Below are 15,853 nucleotides of genomic sequence, written 5' to 3' on the forward strand. Positions count from 1 at the left end.
CGGTGCGCGGGGGAAATCAGCTGGGGGAACTGTGAGTCAACCACCGTACGGTCCGGACCCGGACCGGCCACAGGACACGCCAAGGTCCTTCCCGACCTACGCGCGCCCGGACGACGACAGCACGCAGCCCCTCCCCACCTCCGACCCCACCGTGCCGCTGCCGGTGCAGCCGGGAACGGGTCAGCCGGGAACGGGCTATCCCGGGAGCACGCCGCCCACCTACCCCCGTCCCCACGACACTCCGCCGACCCAGCCTCTGCCCACCCAGTCCGGGTGGGCGGCGCCGGGGCAGCCGGTCGGTTCGACGCCTCAGGTGTCGCCGTACGGGCAGTCGCAGCCGGGCTACGGGCAGCAGCCTCCGGCAGCGCCGTACGGGCAGCAGCCGGTCTACGGTGGTCAGCCGCCCGCGCAGCCGCCGTACGGACTGCCGGTCTACGGGCAGCCGCCGTACGGGCATCCCGCGTATCCGGCGGCGTACGGGTACGGCTATCCGGGCGGCGGCAGGAAGACGAACGGGTTCGCGATCGCCGCACTGGCGTGTGGACTCGGCGGGCTCGCCACCGGGATCTCCGCCCCGTTCGGTGTCGGCTTCGGGATCGCGGCGCTGGTGCAGCTCAAGCGCCGGCCGAACGAGGACGGCAAGGGAATGGCGATCGCCGGCCTGATCACCGGCGGCCTGCTGACGCTGTTCTTCGCCGCGCTGATCGTGGGCTTGATCGCGCTCGGAACCTGGGCCGACGACCAGGACTACGGTGCGTCCGACCCGGGCTCGAGCTCGTCGTCCTCCGGCACGTACGTCGAAGACCTGGCCATCGGCGAGTGTTTCAACGGCGACGACCCCCAGGATGAGGTGACCCGGCAGGACTGCGCGAACGCGCACGACGGCGAGATCATCTCGAACCCCACCCTCCCCGACGGCCCGTACCCGGGTGACCGGCAGGTCGACCGGACCGGGCAGTCCCGCTGTGCCACGGACTTCCGCACCTACGTCGGCAAGTCTGTCGACGACTCCGAGCTCACGCTCGGCTGGACGGTCCCGGACGAGGAAAGCTGGGAGGACGACCACGACCGCCTGGTCGTCTGCGCCGCCTACGCGCCCGAGGACGAGCGCGTCACAGGGACCGTCAAAGGCACCAAACGCTGATCATCCGCAGCCCGGCCCAGTACGCTGACGGCGTGGGCATGGTGATGGCGGTGTCGTTCGAGCGGTACGGGCGGCTGTATTACCTGGACCCCGGTCCGCACCGGCCGCGGGTCGGGGACAAGGTGCTGGTCCCGACCGACGACGGTCCCGAGGTCGCCGAGTGCGTGTGGGCGCCGCAGTACGTGACCGAAGAGATCGGCGGCCTGCCGCTGTGTGACGGGATCGCGACCGCCGCCGACCTGGACCGGGACGAGCAGAACCGGCAGCGCCGGGCCGACGCGCGGGTGATCGCGAAGCGGCTGATCCGGCAGCACGACCTGCCGATGAAGGTGGTCGGGATCGACTTCGTCGACCGGCGGGCCGATGTCGACCAGTTGGTGATCGTGTACTTCTCCGCGCCGCACCGGGTGGACTTCCGTGAGCTTGTGCGCGACCTGGCCCGCGGACTGCGGGCGCGGATCGAGCTCCGGCAGGTCGGCGCCCGCGACGAGGCTCGGTTGCAGGGCGGGATCGGTCCGTGCGGACGGGACCTGTGCTGTGCGACCTTCCTGAAGGACTTCGAGCCGGTCAGCGTGCGGATGGCGAAGGACCAGGACCTGCCACTGAATCCGCTCAAGATCTCCGGTGCCTGCGGCCGGCTGATGTGCTGCCTGAAGTACGAGCACCCGCTCTACCAGGAGTACAACGCCAAGGCTCCGGCTGTCGGGACCGCGGTGGAGACCCCCGCGGGTGATGGAGTGGTGGTAGGGCACAACGTGCCGAGCGACACCGTCGTGGTCCGGCTGGCGGCTTCCGGCCGGCGCTGCGCCTGCAGCCGCGCGGACGTCTGCTCGCCGCGCCAGCAGTACGAAGCCTCCAGTACGACGACACCTGACGCCGTACCGGTGGAGCTCCCGGCCCCCGTCGTACGGCGGGAGCCCGAAGCAGAACCGCACGCCGCCGAACCGTCCGTGGAACCGGCGGCCGAGACGGCCGAGGAGCGACGGCAACGCAAACCCCGGCGCCGGCGCCGCCTGAACACCGACGAGGGAGACACCCCGCAGTGAGATTCCGCAAGACGACCGCGATCATGGCCGCGCTGGCGGTAGTGCTGAGCGGGTGTGGTGTGGCGAGCCGGGCGCAGGACGCGGACGCCGGTGGCTCCGGCGGGACGAGCACCCGCCCGTCGACCGGTCCGGTCGGACCGATCCCGGCCGGGCTGGAGCAGTTCTACAACCAGCGGCCGGACTGGGAGCGCTGCGGCAGCAACCAGCAGTGCGCGACGATCAAGGTGCCGCTGGACTACAGCAAGCCCGACGGCAAGACGATCGAGCTGAGCGCCCGCAAGGTGCTCGCCCGCGACCGCGTCGGCCGGATCGGCACGCTGTTCATCAACCCCGGCGGACCGGGTGGCTCGGGCGTGGAGTTCGCCGCCTCGGCCGGCTTCGTGCTCGGCGCTTCGCTGCTGCGCAAGTTCGACGTGATCGGCTGGGACCCGCGCGGGGTCGGCCAGTCGACGCCGGTGAAGTGCCTGGACACCGAGCAGTTGGACAAGTTCATCGCGGCGGACGGCAGTCCGGACGACGAGGCCGAGATCACCGAGCTCAACAACGAGGCGAAGACGCTGGCCGACGGCTGCCAGCAGCGCGCGGGCGAACTGCTGCCGCATGTCGGCACCAAGGACGCTGCCCGCGACATCGACGTCCTGCGCGGCATCGTCGGGGACGCCCAGCTGAACTACCTGGGCATGTCCTACGGCACCTTCCTCGGTGCGACCTACGCCGAACTCTTCCCGAAGAACGTCGGCCGGCTGGTGCTCGACGGCGCGGTCGACCCGGCGAAGACGTCGGAGGAGAACAACATCGCCCAGGCGAAGGGCTTCGACACCGCACTCGACGCGTTCGCCGAGGAGTGCGCGCAGCGGCAGTGCCGGCTGGGCACCAGCAAGGACGAGATCCTGGCCAAGGTCGACAAGCTGATCAACGACAGCGACGCACACCCGCTGCCGGGCAGCGGCGATCGCGAGGTCACCCAGGCGCTGGTCGTGCTCGGCGTCATCTACCCGCTGTACGCCAAGGACCTGTGGCCGCGGCTCGAGGACGCGGTGCTGGATGGCCTCGACGGCAAGGGCGCACGACTGCTCGCGCTGGCCGACCAGTACACCGAGCGGGAGAAGTCCGGTTACGCGAGCAACCAGAACGAGGTGATCTACGCGGTGAACTGTGTGGATCGCCCGGACATCGCCTCGGTCGCGCAGGCCAAGGCCCAGGAGCCGAAGTACAAGGCGGCCTCGCCGCGGTTCGGCTCGTTCCTGCTCTGGGGTTCGCTGGCCTGTGCGAACTGGCCGGTGAAGCCCGAGGACAAGCCGCACCCGATCAAGGCCGCCGGCGCGAAGCCGATCATCGTGGTCGGTACGACGCGGGACCCGGCCACGCCGTACGACTGGGCCGTCGGGCTCGCGAAGGAGCTGGACAGCGGCGTACTGGTCTCGCGGGACGGCGACGGTCACACCGGCTACAAGGCGGGCAACCCGTGCGTCGACAACATCGTGGAGACCTACCTGCTGCAGGGCCAGGCGCCGACCGCCGACATCAACTGCTAGCTAGTTGGGACGGTTGTCCGGGAGCTGCAGCGTCTTGGTGGCTCGATCGAGCACGGCCCGCAAGGCGGCCTCGTCCTGCGGGCGGCCGCCGACGGTGATCTCGAGGGCGGAGCTCTCGCCGTTGTCGGTGGAGATCCAGTGGGACAGGCCCATCCGCGGGCCGCGGGTGTCGTCGACGTACGTGTAGACGAGGGTGCCGTTGTCGCGGCTGAGCACGTTGAGCTGCTTTTCCTTGATGCTGCGCTCGCGGTCGCTGACCTGACGCTCCGGGGACTTGCTGCTGCCCCGGGTGTCGAAGCGGATCTGCCAGACGCCGGTCGGATCCATGAACCGCGGCCGCTGGCCGTCCTGGGTGGCCTTCCAGGTCGCGGGAACCTCGGCCGTGACCGGTGCCCGGTCGGTGCCGAAGGTCTGCGCCGTGTACTGCAAGGAGTCGGCCTGGAGGCCGTCGCCGCGAGGTGTCGGACTCGAGGGGGTCTGACTGACCACGACGTCGGTCGCACGCTTGTCGTCGTCCCGGTGGCTGTTGATCGCCAGCACAGTGCCGAAGACCGCGACGCCGACGGTCATCCCCGCCAGCGTCATCAGCAGTGCCTGGTGCCTGGGCGTGAGCATCCCGACCTCGCTTTCTTCTCGGTGCGATTATCGTCCACGAAGGGGGCGTCCCCGCAATTGCGCGTACGCTGACACGTCGTGAACACGCCTTTCGAACAGGCCCTGGAGCGGTACGACGCGGGGTCGGCCGAGCGCCCCGACCTGAAACTGCTGACCAAGGAACTGCTGAAACTCCTGGTCGCCAAGGCGCCCGGCCATGCGGTCGAGGTCCGGGTCCCGCCGTACGGCGCTGTGCAGTGCATCGAGGGTCCGCGGCACACGCGCGGGACACCGGGCGCGGTCGTCGAGCTGCCGCCCGAGCTGTGGATCGAGCTCGCCCTCGGCCGGACCACCTGGTCCGAGGCCCGCGGTACCGGCAAACTGCGCGCGAGCGGCGAGCGCACCGATCTCAGCGAATTGTTGCCCTTGGTAACCAACTGATCACCGATCCGGGCCGGCTGCGGACAGAAAGAGGCCGCGACACCCCGCCCCGGGTGCCGCGGCTACTTACAAGACGCACCGAGAAGCCGGAAAGTTCGCTTCTGGACGAAAAAACTTTTCAGCGGCCGGCGGTACCGGTGTGCCAGACCACCGTCCGGCCGAGCACGATCTGGACGTCACCGGTGTTCTGCGCGACCAGGACGGCGCCCTTGCGCGTGGTCTTGCTGGACCACAGCGGCTTCTTGGCGGCGCTGTAGACGACCAGGTTGCCGTCGGTCTGCATGGCCGCGAAGGCGCCCTTGCTCTGCGTCTTCGTGCTCCACAGTGCGGTCTTGCCCTTGTAGAGCACCAGGTTTCCGTCACCCTGCATGGTCAGGCGGTAGGTGCGGTTCACCGAGGTCAGGTACTCCGGGTACTTCAGCACTCGGCCCGCGCCGAGCGTGCCGACCACCATGTAGCGGCTCCAGTTGGGCTTGCCGCGGGTGTTGTAGATCACCAGGTTGTTGTCGTTCTGGACCGCCAGGATCGCGCCCGGGCTGGTGCCGGTGTTGCTCTGCCAGACGACGGTCTTGCCGGAGACGACCTCCAGGTTGCCGTTCTTCTGCATCACCAGCACCGAGGCCTTGCGGTTGGTGACGGTCGACCACAGCGCGGTCTTGCCCTTGTAGAGCACCGCGTTGCCGTCGGACTGCATGATGAAGACATACTGGCCGTTCTTGGAGCGGATGTAGTTACCGGCCTTCAGCTTCTGACCCGGCTTGAGCAGGTCCGAGACCGCGGCGGCCTTGGTCACCGCGGCGGGCGCCGTGGCGGTGGTGGGCGCGGCCTGCGCGGCCACGGGAGCAAGCAGGGCGCCACCTGCGGCGAGGGTGGTGACCATCAAGGTGGCTACCGACTTGGTCGAGATCATCCGGTTCTCCGTCTGGCTGGTGGATCGTGGCTGGGAGATTGACGCCGAGGGCAACCAATCGGTTCCACGGTAGGAAGAAAAGGGGTTCTTCCCCGGGCGGTCGAGCTGACAGGATGTGGCGGTGGCAGCAAGTTTCCGATCGCGGCTGGCCCAGCTGCGTGTCGATCTGACTCCGTGGCGTAGTTCCCGCGACTTCCGGATCCTGACGATCTCGGGCACCGTCTTCTTCCTCGGCAGCATGTTCGGGTACGTCGCGCTCCCGTTCCAGCTCTATTCGCTGACCCACTCGAACTTCGCGGTCGGCGCGATGGGTCTGGTGAACATCCTTCCGCTGGTCGTCTTCGGCCTGTACGGCGGCGCGCTCGCCGACCACGTGGACCGCCGCAAGATGCTGATCTTCACCGGCATCGCGCAGGTCGCGGTCTGCGCGGTCCTGCTGAGCAACGCGCTGCTGAGCAATCCGCAGGTGTGGATCATCTACGTCTGTGGCGCCCTGAACGCGATCGCCGCGTCACTGCAGCGCCCGAGCCGCGACGCGCTGTTCCCGCGCGTGGTGAAGCACTCGGAGCTGCCGGCCGCGGTGGCGCTGAACGCACTGACCATGCAGGCCGGTCAGCTGGTCGGCCCGGCGCTGGGTGGTGTCCTGGTCGGTACGGCGGGAATCAGCTGGGCGTTCGGCATCGAGCTGGCCGGGTTGGCGATCGCGACGTTGATGTACCTGCGCCTCAAGCCGTACCGGGTTGGCGAGCACTCCCAGCCCCCGAGCCTGCGCGTCATCGGCCAAGGCATCACCTACGCCGCGCGCCGCAAGGACCTGCTCGGCACGTACGTCGTCGACATGGTCGGCATGTTCATGGCGATGCCGATCGTGCTGTTCCCGGCCTTCGCGACCGAGGTGCTGAAGGAACCGAAACTGCTCGGCGCTTTGTACAGCGCGGAAGCGGTCGGCGCGATGATCGCGACGCTCACCAGCGGCTGGACCCGCCGGGTCCATCACCATGGCCGTGCTGTGGTGATGGCGGCCGCCTGCTGGGGCGCGGCGATCGGGATCGCCGGACTGGCACCGAACATCTGGTTCGCGTTCGTCTTCCTCGCGTTCGCCGGTGCTGCCGATATGGTCTCCGGCCTGTTCCGGGGAGTGATCTGGAACCAGACGATCCCCGACGAAATGCGCGGCCGGCTGGCCGGAATCGAGATGCTTTCCTACATGCTCGGCCCGCTCGGTGGTCAGGCCCGGTCCGGTCTGGTCGCCGACCTGACCAGCGTCCGGACGTCGATCGTCAGCGGCGGCATCCTCTGCGTGGCCGGCGTCGCCGCCACCGGCGCCGCCCTGCGCGACTTCTGGCGGTACGACGCCCGCACCGACGAGCACGCCGTCCGCGAACGCGATCTCCGGGCCGCAGCCGAGGCCGACGAACCCTAACCCCCCGCCCCGCCCCACCCCGCCACCGAAGCCACCCTGCCCCGCCACCGAAGCCACCCTGCCCCGCCACCGAAGCCACCCTGCGAATGCGGGGAGTTGGCGGGCGAGTGTGAGAAGTGAGTTGCTGGTAAGGGTTTTCCGGCGACCATCTCCTCGCATTCGGTGGGTTTCCCGGTGTTTGGTGACTGAAGCCACCGTGCCGCGCGACTGAAGCCACCGTGCCGCGCGACTGAAGCCACCGTGCCGCGCGACTGAAGCCACCGTGCCGCGCGACTGAAGCCACCGTGCGGCGCGACTGAAGCCGGCGTGCGGCGCGACTGATGTCACCGTGCGGCGCGACTGAAGTCACCGTGCGAGCGGGGGGAGTTGGGGGCGAATGTGAGGAGTGGGGTGCTGGTAAGGGGTTTCCGGCGACACGGACCCCGCACTCGGGGGAGGCGGACGCGGCGTAGGCTTTGGCGCACTATGCGTATTCGTCCGGTAGTGCCGTTCGCTCTCGTTGCAGTGCTCGCATCTGGGTGCGGCGGTCCTGGGCAGGAGACCGCGCCGAGCGTGCCGCCGCTGGTCTCGATCAGTACGACGCCCACGGAGACGCCGTCTCCGTCGGAAACACCCAGCACGCCGCCGACCTCGAAGGTCGCCGACACGTTGTGCGTGCGGATGGATCAGCAGCTGGTGCAGACGACGCTGGGTGCTCCGATCGTGCAGATTCAGCCGAAGACGCCGCCGGCGGACTTCGGCGTACCGGCGACGTACGACGTGTGTCAGCTGGGGCTGAGCGCGAGTCCGAATGGGCCGGTGCTGCGGGTCGGAGTGTCGGTGCAGGCAGCCACCAAGGCGACGCTGGCCGCCGCGCAGAAGGCCCAGAAGTCTCAAATGGCGGTGGTTGGTGATGGTGGCTTCGGGGCTGACACGTTCGTCGTGTTCCTGCTGAAGGATCGGCTCTTCAAGGTCGCCGGACCCAAGGCCACACTCGCCAAGTACGTCGTACTGGCGCAGGAAGTGGCTCGACAGGCGGCGGGTCTGCCTGAGGCGGAGCCGTTGATCGCGCGGCCGGAGTGTGAGCGCGGTTCGTCGGCCGCCGCGAAGGTGATGGGGGCGCCCGCGTCGATCCGCCGGGATGGTCAGACCGAGCTCGGCGACCTGGTCTGCGGCTGGATCTCCGCGGACAGCGTGCTCTCCACCTCGGTACGCCGTACTCCGAAGGCGATCGCGCTGATGACGGCGATGCGGAAGACGCCGACCGCACAGGCGATCCCGCTCGGTGACGAGGGATATGTGGACACGGCGACCGGCCGGACCACGATCCGGATCGGCGACGACAAGCTGGTCGACCTGGTGCCGTTGCCGGCGCGGGCGATCAACCCGGACACGATGACGCAGTTCGCGCTCGCGATGCTCTCGCAGTACCGCTGAACCTGCGACTGAGTCGCCGATGTTACTGTGGCGGCGCCGTGGTGCTCGGGAAGCCGGTGTGATGCCGGCGCGGCCCTCGCCACTGTGATCGGGATGTCCGCCAGCCGTGTCCAACGCGGAAGTCACTGGCTATGCACTGCAAAGAGCAGGGTGCTGGGAAGACCAGGCCGGTGGACGCTGTACCCGTAAGCCAGGAGACCGGCCACGGCATGTGATCCGTCCACGAGGTGTTGGAGGAGCGGTCCCGTGCTGCGTAAGTCCCTTGTCCTTGTCGTGTTGCTGAGCCTGCTCGCCGGCTGCGGCACCGCCACCGCCGTCAATCCGCCCGGATCGACGACCACCGTGTGGAACTGCGGGATCGACGTCACCGTGAGCGGTCCGCCGAAGCGCGTCTTCGCGGCGTACCAGCCGGCGATCGAGATGGCACATGCGCTCGGGATCTCCGATCGCCTGGTCGGTACGGCGTACCTGGATGCCGAGGTGCTGCCGGAGTACGCGAGTGCTCAGGCCAAGGCGAAGTACTACAAGAACCTGCCCAGCCGCGAGGAGCTGCTGGCGGCGAACCCGGACTTCGTGCTGTCCGGCTTCAACGACGTATTCAGCGCCGGCGGTGGCAGCGACGAGAGCTTCGGGAGCCGCAAGAGCCTGGCCGAGCTCGGTGTCCAGACCTGGATCTTCAGCCCGCTCTGCCCGACCGCGGACGGCAAGGGTGACGAAGCGATCGACCCGGCGAGCGTCACGATGGACAACGTGTACGCCGATCTGCGCGGACTCGGCAAGCTGTTCGGGGTCGAGGCCCGCGCCGAGGACGTGATCGCGGACCAGGAGAAGCGGATCGCCGCGGTGTCGGCGAAGGTGAAGAACGCACCGAAGCCGACGGTCGCGATCCTGAGGCCTGGACTGGAAGGCGGCGGATTGACCGTCTCCGGTGGGCCGGACTTCGGGACGGTGCTGATCAAGCAGGCCGGCGGAATGAACGTCTTCGCCGATCTGACGGCCAAGCGGAACGTGAAGATCGGCGTCGAGGAGCTGATCAAACGCAACCCGGACTACATCCTGATCAGCGGGTGCTGCGATGCCGCGTTGACGCCGGCCTCTTCGCAGCCGGAGGTCGCGAAGATCCTGGCGAACCCGGCGTTGGCGAATCTCAAGGCGGTCCGCACCAAGCACGTCGTGCCGTGGCTGTTCGCGAATCACTCCGCCGGGGTGCGCGGTGCCTATGCGACCGAGGACATCGCCAAGACGATTCACGCCGACCTGTTCCAGTGAGGTGGCGTGCGGTCGGCCTGCTGCTCTGCATCGCCGTACTCGCGGTCTCGGTGCTGCTGTCGTTGAGTGTCGGGAACCAGCACTTCGGTGCGCATGACGTGTATCTGGCCTTGGCGGATTTCCGCGGGAGCGACAACGATCGGGTGATCCGGTATCTCCGGATGCCGCGGACGGGCGCTGGGTTGCTGGCCGGCGCGGCGCTCGGGTTGGCGGGTGCGTTGATGCAGGGCGTGACCCGCAATCCGCTGGCCGATCCGGGGATTCTCGGTGTGAACGCTGGTGCTGCGCTGGCAGTGGTTGCGGCCATCGGGGTGCTGGGCGTGCACAGCCTGACGGGGTATGTGTGGTTTGCGATGGGTGGCGCGCTAGTGGCGACAGTGGTCGTCTACCTGGTCGGCGCGATCGGGCGCGGTGGCGCGACACCGGTGAAGCTGGCGCTGGCTGGGGCGGCGATTTCGGCGTTGCTGGGGTCGGTCACATCGGCGATCACGTTGCTCGATCTGTCGACGCTGAACGAGTTCCGGTTCTGGGTGGTCGGGTCGCTCACGATGGCGACCGGTTCGGTGATCGGTCAGGCCGGACCATTCATTGCCGTGGGCATCGTTCTGGCGGTGGTGCTGGGGCGGTCGCTCAATCAGCTGGCGCTGGGTGACGAGTTGGCTCGTTCGCTGGGTACCCGGGTGATGGTGGTGCGCGTGGTGGCCGGGCTGGCTGTCGTTGTGCTGGCCGGTACGGCGACCGCGATCGCGGGGCCGATCGGGTTCCTCGGGCTCGCCGTACCGCATGTGGCGCGGACGCTCGTCGGTGCCGACTATCGGTGGATTCTGCCGTGGTCGATGGTGCTGGCGCCCGCCGTACTGTTGCTTGCTGATGTGGTCGGGCGATTGGTGGCGCGGCCGGATGAGCTGCAGGTCGGGATCATCACGGCGGTCATTGGCGCTCCGGTCTTCATCGCGCTGGTACGGCGGCGTCGGTTGGCGGCGCTGTGAGGACTGTGCGTCTCGGGCCGTTCTCTACTCGCGTCGATGTTGCTGGTGTGATCGGCTCGACTCTTGCGTGGGGGCTGACGCTGGCTGTCGGAGCGCTCTCGTTGACGCTTGGCGACTACCGGATCCCGTTGTCGTCGGTCATCGAGGCTTTGAGCGGGCACGGCACGTTGATCCTCAACGACATCGTGGTGAACGGCCGGCTGCCACGAGTGCTGGTCGGGATCGGCGTCGGTACGGCGTTCGGGGTGTCGGGGGCGATCTTTCAGCGGCTGGCCCGAAATCCGCTGGTGAGCCCGGACCTGATCGGGGTCAACGCCGGTGCGGCGCTGGCCGCCGTACTGATGATCACTGTGCTGGGGAGTGGGTGGATTCCGGGCGGTGCGTTGCTGGGGTCGCTGCTGGCAGCAACTGCTGTATATGTGTTGGCGTATCGGGATGGAGTTTCGGGGTATCGGCTTGTCCTGGTGGGCATTGGCGTGACGGCGATCATTGGGTCGATCACGGCGTACCTGTTGACGTTGGCTGATATCTACACCGCGAAGAGTGCGGCGCAGTGGCTGGCCGGGAGTCTCGCCGGGCGGAGTTGGTCGCACGTCGTACTGATCGGGGCGGCGTTGGTGGTCTTGCTGCCGGCGGCGCTCGCGGGCGGGCGACAGTTGCGCTTGCTGGAGCTTGGAGACGATCTGGCGCGGACGCTGGCTGGTCGGGTTGAGCTCTCCCGCGCGTTGCTGATCGCGGTTGGGGTTGCCCTTGCTGCGTTGGCGACGGCGGCTGCTGGGCCGATCGCCTTTGTTGCACTGGTCGCGCCGCAGCTCGCGCGTCGGCTGGTGGCCGAGCGGGTGGCCGGGTTGTTCGCTGCTGGTGCTCTTGGGGCGTTGCTGGTGGTGGCTTCTGATCTGATCGCGCGGCTGATCTTCGCACCGACCCAGCTGCCGGTCGGCATCGTGACCGCGTTCCTGGGTGCGCCGTACCTGCTGTTCTTGATGGCTCGCGCCAACCGCATCGGCCGGGGAGGCTGACATGACCGAACTCCGTACCAACCAACTGACTCTCGCGTACGACGGCCGCGCCGTGGTGCACGAGCTCTCGGTGGTGATCCCGCGGGAGCAGATCACCGTCATTGTCGGCGCCAACGCCAGCGGAAAGTCCACCCTGCTCCGCGGACTCGCGCGACTGCTCACGCCACGCGGTGGTGCCGTCTACCTCGACGACGTCAACCTGGCCAAGGTCAGCGCCGGTCAGTTGGCGACACAGCTGGGCATGCTGCCGCAGCAGCCGGTCGCGCCGGAGGGCATCACGGTGTCGGACCTGGTCGGTCGAGGCCGGCATCCGCACCAGCGCTGGTTCCGGCAGTGGTCTGTCGAGGACGAGCAGGTGGTGGACTCGGCCCTCGCCGCGACCGGCGTCGCCGACCTCGCCGACCGTTCGCTCGACGAACTCTCCGGCGGCCAGCGCCAACGCGTCTGGATCGCGCTGGCGCTGGCCCAGGACGCCGACACCATGCTGTTGGACGAACCGACCACGTTCCTGGACTTGGCCCACCAGCTAGAGATCCTGGACCTGGTCCAGGACCTCAATCGCCAGCACCACAAGACGATCGTCCTCGTCCTCCACGACCTCAACCTCGCCGCCCGCTACGCCGACCACCTCATCGCCCTCAAGAACGGCAAGGTGGCCGCCACCGGCACTCCAGCCGAAGTCATCACCCCCGAGGTCGTCGCCACCGTCTTCAACCTCACCGCCCACGTCATCCCCGACCCTCTTACCCACACCCCTCTCGTCGTACCAGTCCCCCGCTCGTCGATCACTTCAGCAGGTATGCCGCGATCACGGTCTCCTCGGTGAGGTTGCCTTGGGCATCGGTGACATGGGCTCGCAGCGAGATCGCCTGAGCCTGGTCGGGCGTACCGAAGACAGCCTGGTAGCCGTCGCGGCCGTGTGGCGCGACCGTGGCCTTGCGCCAGCTCTTGCCGCCGTCGCCCGAGACCTCCAGCTCGAGCTTGCGGATCGCCGGTACCGACGCTCCCGGCTGAGCGATCAGGCTGAACGGCAGGACCGATACCGGCGTCCGCTGGGCGACGTTGGTGGCGTCGACCTTCGGCTGGTACCGCAGCCCGATCATCGGCAGCAGCGTCTCCCGTTCGGTCGCCCCGGACCGGAAGGTCCAGTTCAGCTCCGTCCGGGTGCTGAGCGCCGAGTACGACTCCCGCGTCATCGCCATCGCCACCGTGTACGTCGCACTCTCCGGCGGCAATCCCCTCGTCTCGATCTCACCGAAGGTGTCCGCCTCGGCGATCACCTTTCCGTCCCGCAGCAGCTTGGCGGAGCCGGTGTCCGTTGCCGTGTAACCCTTGTTGCCATCGGCATCCATCAGTGACGAGACGTAGACCGCCAGCCCGTCACCCGTGCGTCCGGCGTACGCCGGTGCGGGAGTGAAGGCGGCAGCCTGGAACCGCTGCCGGTAAGTCTGCCCGGCCCGATAGGTCTGCGCCGGGCGGCGAAGCTGGGTGACCAGGTCGGTGAAATCGATCCGTTCGTCCAGCTGGGTGGCCCAGGTCGCCGGACCGGCCTCGACGTGCGCCGTCACCGACCGCGGCTGGTCGAAGCCGAGACCGAATGCGATCCCGCTCGCCGTGTGCTGACCGGACCCCTTCAGCAGCAAGATGTAGGGCCGATCGCTGTTGCCATTCAGCTGTATCGGCAGGGTGGCCAGCTCAGCGGCCTTGACCTGCCTGGTGAATCCGGTCGGGAACCTCCCGAGCTGCTCGTCGAGCGTCGTGTACAGGTACGGCGTGTTGATGAAACCGAACCCGCTCGCCGCCGGCTTGGCCCAGTACGTCAGCACCTGACCGGACAGCTGCTGCCACGGGAGGTCCGGACCGATCTGCCCGGAGTACGCCGTCTCGTTGTCGAACACGATCGCCGCCGAACCGAACCCGGCCTCGCCACTCGGTGAGTTGCGCGCATATCCGACCATTCCGAACGCCTGGACAGCAGTTGGTTCCGGAACGGTGAGCTTGACCGGCTTGGCAACCCGGAGGTCCAGATCGACCGTCACATCCTTCGTGAGCTCAACGGTCGGCTGGATCACGGTGTAGGTCTTGTAGTGCTCCGGGTTGTTGGCCTCCTCCAGGACTGTGCCTCCCTGCAGGTGGTACGTGCCCACCGGCAGCCGCATCGTCACCTGATCGCTCTCGCCGGCGTCCAAGAAACGCATCGAGCCGTCGCTCAGATCGCCGACGAAGCCTACCGGCGGTCCCGGCCTGCCATCGGGGCCCGTCGACCGGACAGTCAGGTTGTAACTCGGGATCTCCTTCGTCACCGCGACCGCAGCCGTCACCGACAGCTTGCCGGCCGTCGCCGTCACCCGACCGGTGTACATCCCGTTCGCACCGTCGCCCCGGGTCTGCACAGTCACCTGTACGGCGCTGCTCCCGCCGGCCGGCACGGTCACCGACTGCGCGCTCAGGCTGATCGAGCCGGTTGCGCCGCCCGGGCCGTCGAGTGTCGCCGCCAGAGCCAGTGTCACCGGCTGGTCGCCGGTGTTGCGATAGGTCAGCGTCTTCGCGATCGGCAGGTCGTCGTCGTGCGGGAAGCTCGCCACGCCGAACGACAGGCTGCTCGGCTCGGCGAAGACAGCCTGCTCGATGCCTTTGGCAACATCCACTCGGCCGGCACCCTGCTCGAGCACGGTCTGCCCGGCGATGACCTTGGCCGAGCCCATCAGCACGCCCTTCAGTGCGGCTGCCTTCCAGTCGGGGTGCTGCTGGGCCAGCAGCGCGGCCGCGCCCGCCACGTGCGGGGTCGCCATCGACGTACCGTTCAGCTGCAGGTACTGGTCGCCCACCGGCGTACCGATCACCGAGTCCTTGGCCTTCGCGGCGACGATGCCCACGCCGGGCGCGGTGACATCCGGCTTCAGGCCGTCGTCGCCGACCCGAGGTCCGCGGCTGGAGAAGTCGGCCAGCTGATCCTGCTTGTCGACGGCGCCGACAGTCAGTGCCGCCTCCGCACTGCCGGGCGAACCGACCGTACCGGGCCCCGGACCTTCGTTGCCGGCCGCAATGACGAACAGCGTGCCGGTCGAGGCGGTCAACCGGTTGACCGCCTCCTCCATCGGGTCGGTCTCCGGTGCGTCAAGGCCGCCGAGGCTGAGGTTGACGACGTTCGCCTTCACCTCGGTAGCCGCCCACTCCATCCCGGCGACGATCGCGGAGAACGCGCACTCTTGGTACTGGTCGCAGACTTTGCCGTCGTACAGCTTCGCGTCCGGGGCGACCCCGCGGTACTTCGTGCCGGTTCCGGCGATCGTCGAGGCCACATGAGTGCCGTGACCGACCTGGTCGCCGTCCGGATCAGCGGTGAAGTTCTTCCCACCCACGACCCGGGTCGCCAGATCCGGGTGGGTCTTGTCAATCCCGGAGTCGAGGACCGCAACCGTGACACCCTTACCGGTGTACCCGGCCTTCCAGGCAGCCGGCGCGCCGATCTGCGGTACCGACTGGTCCAGCGTCAACCGCCGCTTACCGTCCAGCCAGATCTTCTGTACGCCGGTACTGGCCAGCAGCCCCAGAGGTCCAGCCTTGTCGACCTTGAGCGCGGCGCCGTTGACCGCCGGCAGGGCCCGGGTCACCGAGGCCCCCGGGACGGCCGCGCGCTGCTGCGCCTTGCCTGCATAGCTGACGATCACCGGGATCGACGAGGTCGAACGGTCGTCGTACTTGGCTTTGATCAGCCCGGTGACATCGAACAACGCCCGGTCCAGCCGCCCACTCGCAAGCTGCGGCTGTACGTCGGACGGAACGACGTACAGATGGTTCTTGTTCTTGTAGGTACGGAAACCGACGTGCTTGCGGTCCTTGCCCGGCTCGATGCGGGTGACGCTGCCGTCGTTCACGGTCACTCGATCCCCGGTGAGGAGCGTGACCCGCAGATCGGCTGGACTGTTCTTGGGTGGCGGCGGGGCGGCCGTCGCGGGCACCTGCAGTCCCACGGCGGCGAGCGAGACGAGGGCGGCAGTGGCGGCGCGCCTCGTTCGTCGGATGAATACCACGACAGAGTCCTCCTCGGTGATCGTCGTCACCTG

13 protein-coding genes and 1 riboswitch are annotated in these 15,853 nt (G+C 68.3%); of the genes, 10 read left to right on the plus strand and 3 right to left on the minus strand.

Annotated features, from left to right (window positions below; genetic code table 11):
- Positions 1-31: 31 nt before the first annotated feature.
- Genes ABZS29_RS28240 through ABZS29_RS28250 form a run of 3 tightly spaced genes read left to right on the plus strand, consistent with a single transcriptional unit; the run spans position 32 to position 3,725 of the window.
- Entirely contained in the window at positions 32-1,144 is a 1,113-nt protein-coding gene (locus tag ABZS29_RS28240) for a DUF4190 domain-containing protein (RefSeq protein ID WP_355466223.1), read from the plus strand.
- A 38-nt stretch (positions 1,145-1,182) separates the two neighbouring features.
- On the plus strand, positions 1,183-2,190 hold the full coding sequence (gene ricT / locus ABZS29_RS28245) for a regulatory iron-sulfur-containing complex subunit RicT (RefSeq protein WP_355466627.1): 1,008 nt from the start codon (positions 1,183-1,185) through the stop codon (positions 2,188-2,190).
- Entirely contained in the window at positions 2,187-3,725 is a 1,539-nt protein-coding gene (locus tag ABZS29_RS28250) for an alpha/beta hydrolase (protein WP_355466225.1), read from the plus strand. The genes ricT and ABZS29_RS28250 overlap by 4 nt, the downstream gene beginning before the upstream one ends.
- On the opposite strand, the gene ABZS29_RS28255 is transcribed toward ABZS29_RS28250, so the two are convergent.
- Positions 3,726-4,340 (minus strand): hypothetical protein, encoded by a 615-nt coding sequence (locus tag ABZS29_RS28255; protein ID WP_355466227.1) that lies wholly within the window; start codon positions 4,338-4,340, stop codon positions 3,726-3,728.
- Positions 4,341-4,418: 78 nt separating this feature from the next.
- Here ABZS29_RS28255 and ABZS29_RS28260 point away from each other — a divergent pair, with 78 nt between their 5' ends.
- The gene (locus tag ABZS29_RS28260; protein WP_355466228.1) at positions 4,419-4,760 is read left to right on the plus strand and encodes a sterol carrier family protein; all 342 of its coding nucleotides are present in this window, start codon (positions 4,419-4,421) and stop codon (positions 4,758-4,760) included.
- A gap of 118 nt (positions 4,761-4,878) precedes the next feature.
- Here the strand turns inward: ABZS29_RS28260 and ABZS29_RS28265 are convergent, their stop codons facing one another.
- Positions 4,879-5,670 (minus strand): hypothetical protein, encoded by a 792-nt coding sequence (locus ABZS29_RS28265; protein WP_355466229.1) that lies wholly within the window; start codon positions 5,668-5,670, stop codon positions 4,879-4,881.
- Positions 5,671-5,791: 121 nt separating this feature from the next.
- Between ABZS29_RS28265 and ABZS29_RS28270 the strand changes: the two genes are divergently transcribed.
- From ABZS29_RS28270 to ABZS29_RS28295, 6 genes are all read left to right on the plus strand, one after another.
- Positions 5,792-7,093 (plus strand): MFS transporter, encoded by a 1,302-nt coding sequence (locus ABZS29_RS28270; protein WP_355466231.1) that lies wholly within the window; start codon positions 5,792-5,794, stop codon positions 7,091-7,093.
- A gap of 465 nt (positions 7,094-7,558) precedes the next feature.
- On the plus strand, positions 7,559-8,509 hold the full coding sequence (locus ABZS29_RS28275) for a hypothetical protein (RefSeq protein WP_355466233.1): 951 nt from the start codon (positions 7,559-7,561) through the stop codon (positions 8,507-8,509).
- A gap of 11 nt (positions 8,510-8,520) precedes the next feature.
- Positions 8,521-8,731: riboswitch (cobalamin riboswitch) on the plus strand.
- Positions 8,732-8,755: 24 nt separating this feature from the next.
- On the plus strand, positions 8,756-9,778 hold the full coding sequence (locus tag ABZS29_RS28280) for an ABC transporter substrate-binding protein (RefSeq protein WP_355466235.1): 1,023 nt from the start codon (positions 8,756-8,758) through the stop codon (positions 9,776-9,778).
- The gene (locus ABZS29_RS28285) at positions 9,775-10,767 is read left to right on the plus strand and encodes an iron chelate uptake ABC transporter family permease subunit (RefSeq protein WP_355466237.1); all 993 of its coding nucleotides are present in this window, start codon (positions 9,775-9,777) and stop codon (positions 10,765-10,767) included. The genes ABZS29_RS28280 and ABZS29_RS28285 overlap by 4 nt, the downstream gene beginning before the upstream one ends.
- A gap of 47 nt (positions 10,768-10,814) precedes the next feature.
- Complete coding sequence (locus tag ABZS29_RS28290; protein WP_355466239.1) at positions 10,815-11,786, plus strand: iron chelate uptake ABC transporter family permease subunit; 972 nt, start codon at positions 10,815-10,817, stop codon at positions 11,784-11,786.
- Position 11,787: 1 nt separating this feature from the next.
- On the plus strand, positions 11,788-12,612 hold the full coding sequence (locus ABZS29_RS28295; protein WP_355466241.1) for an ABC transporter ATP-binding protein: 825 nt from the start codon (positions 11,788-11,790) through the stop codon (positions 12,610-12,612).
- Here ABZS29_RS28295 and ABZS29_RS28300 read toward each other — a convergent pair.
- Positions 12,572-15,850: a S8 family serine peptidase gene (locus tag ABZS29_RS28300; RefSeq protein ID WP_355466243.1), complete on the minus strand. Its 3,279-nt coding sequence runs from the start codon at positions 15,848-15,850 to the stop codon at positions 12,572-12,574. The genes ABZS29_RS28295 and ABZS29_RS28300 overlap by 41 nt on opposite strands.
- Between the last annotated feature and the right edge of the window lie 3 nt (positions 15,851-15,853).

Origin of the sequence: Kribbella sp. NPDC005582 (genome assembly GCF_040605415.1) — a bacterium.
GTDB lineage: Bacteria > Actinomycetota > Actinomycetes > Propionibacteriales > Kribbellaceae > Kribbella.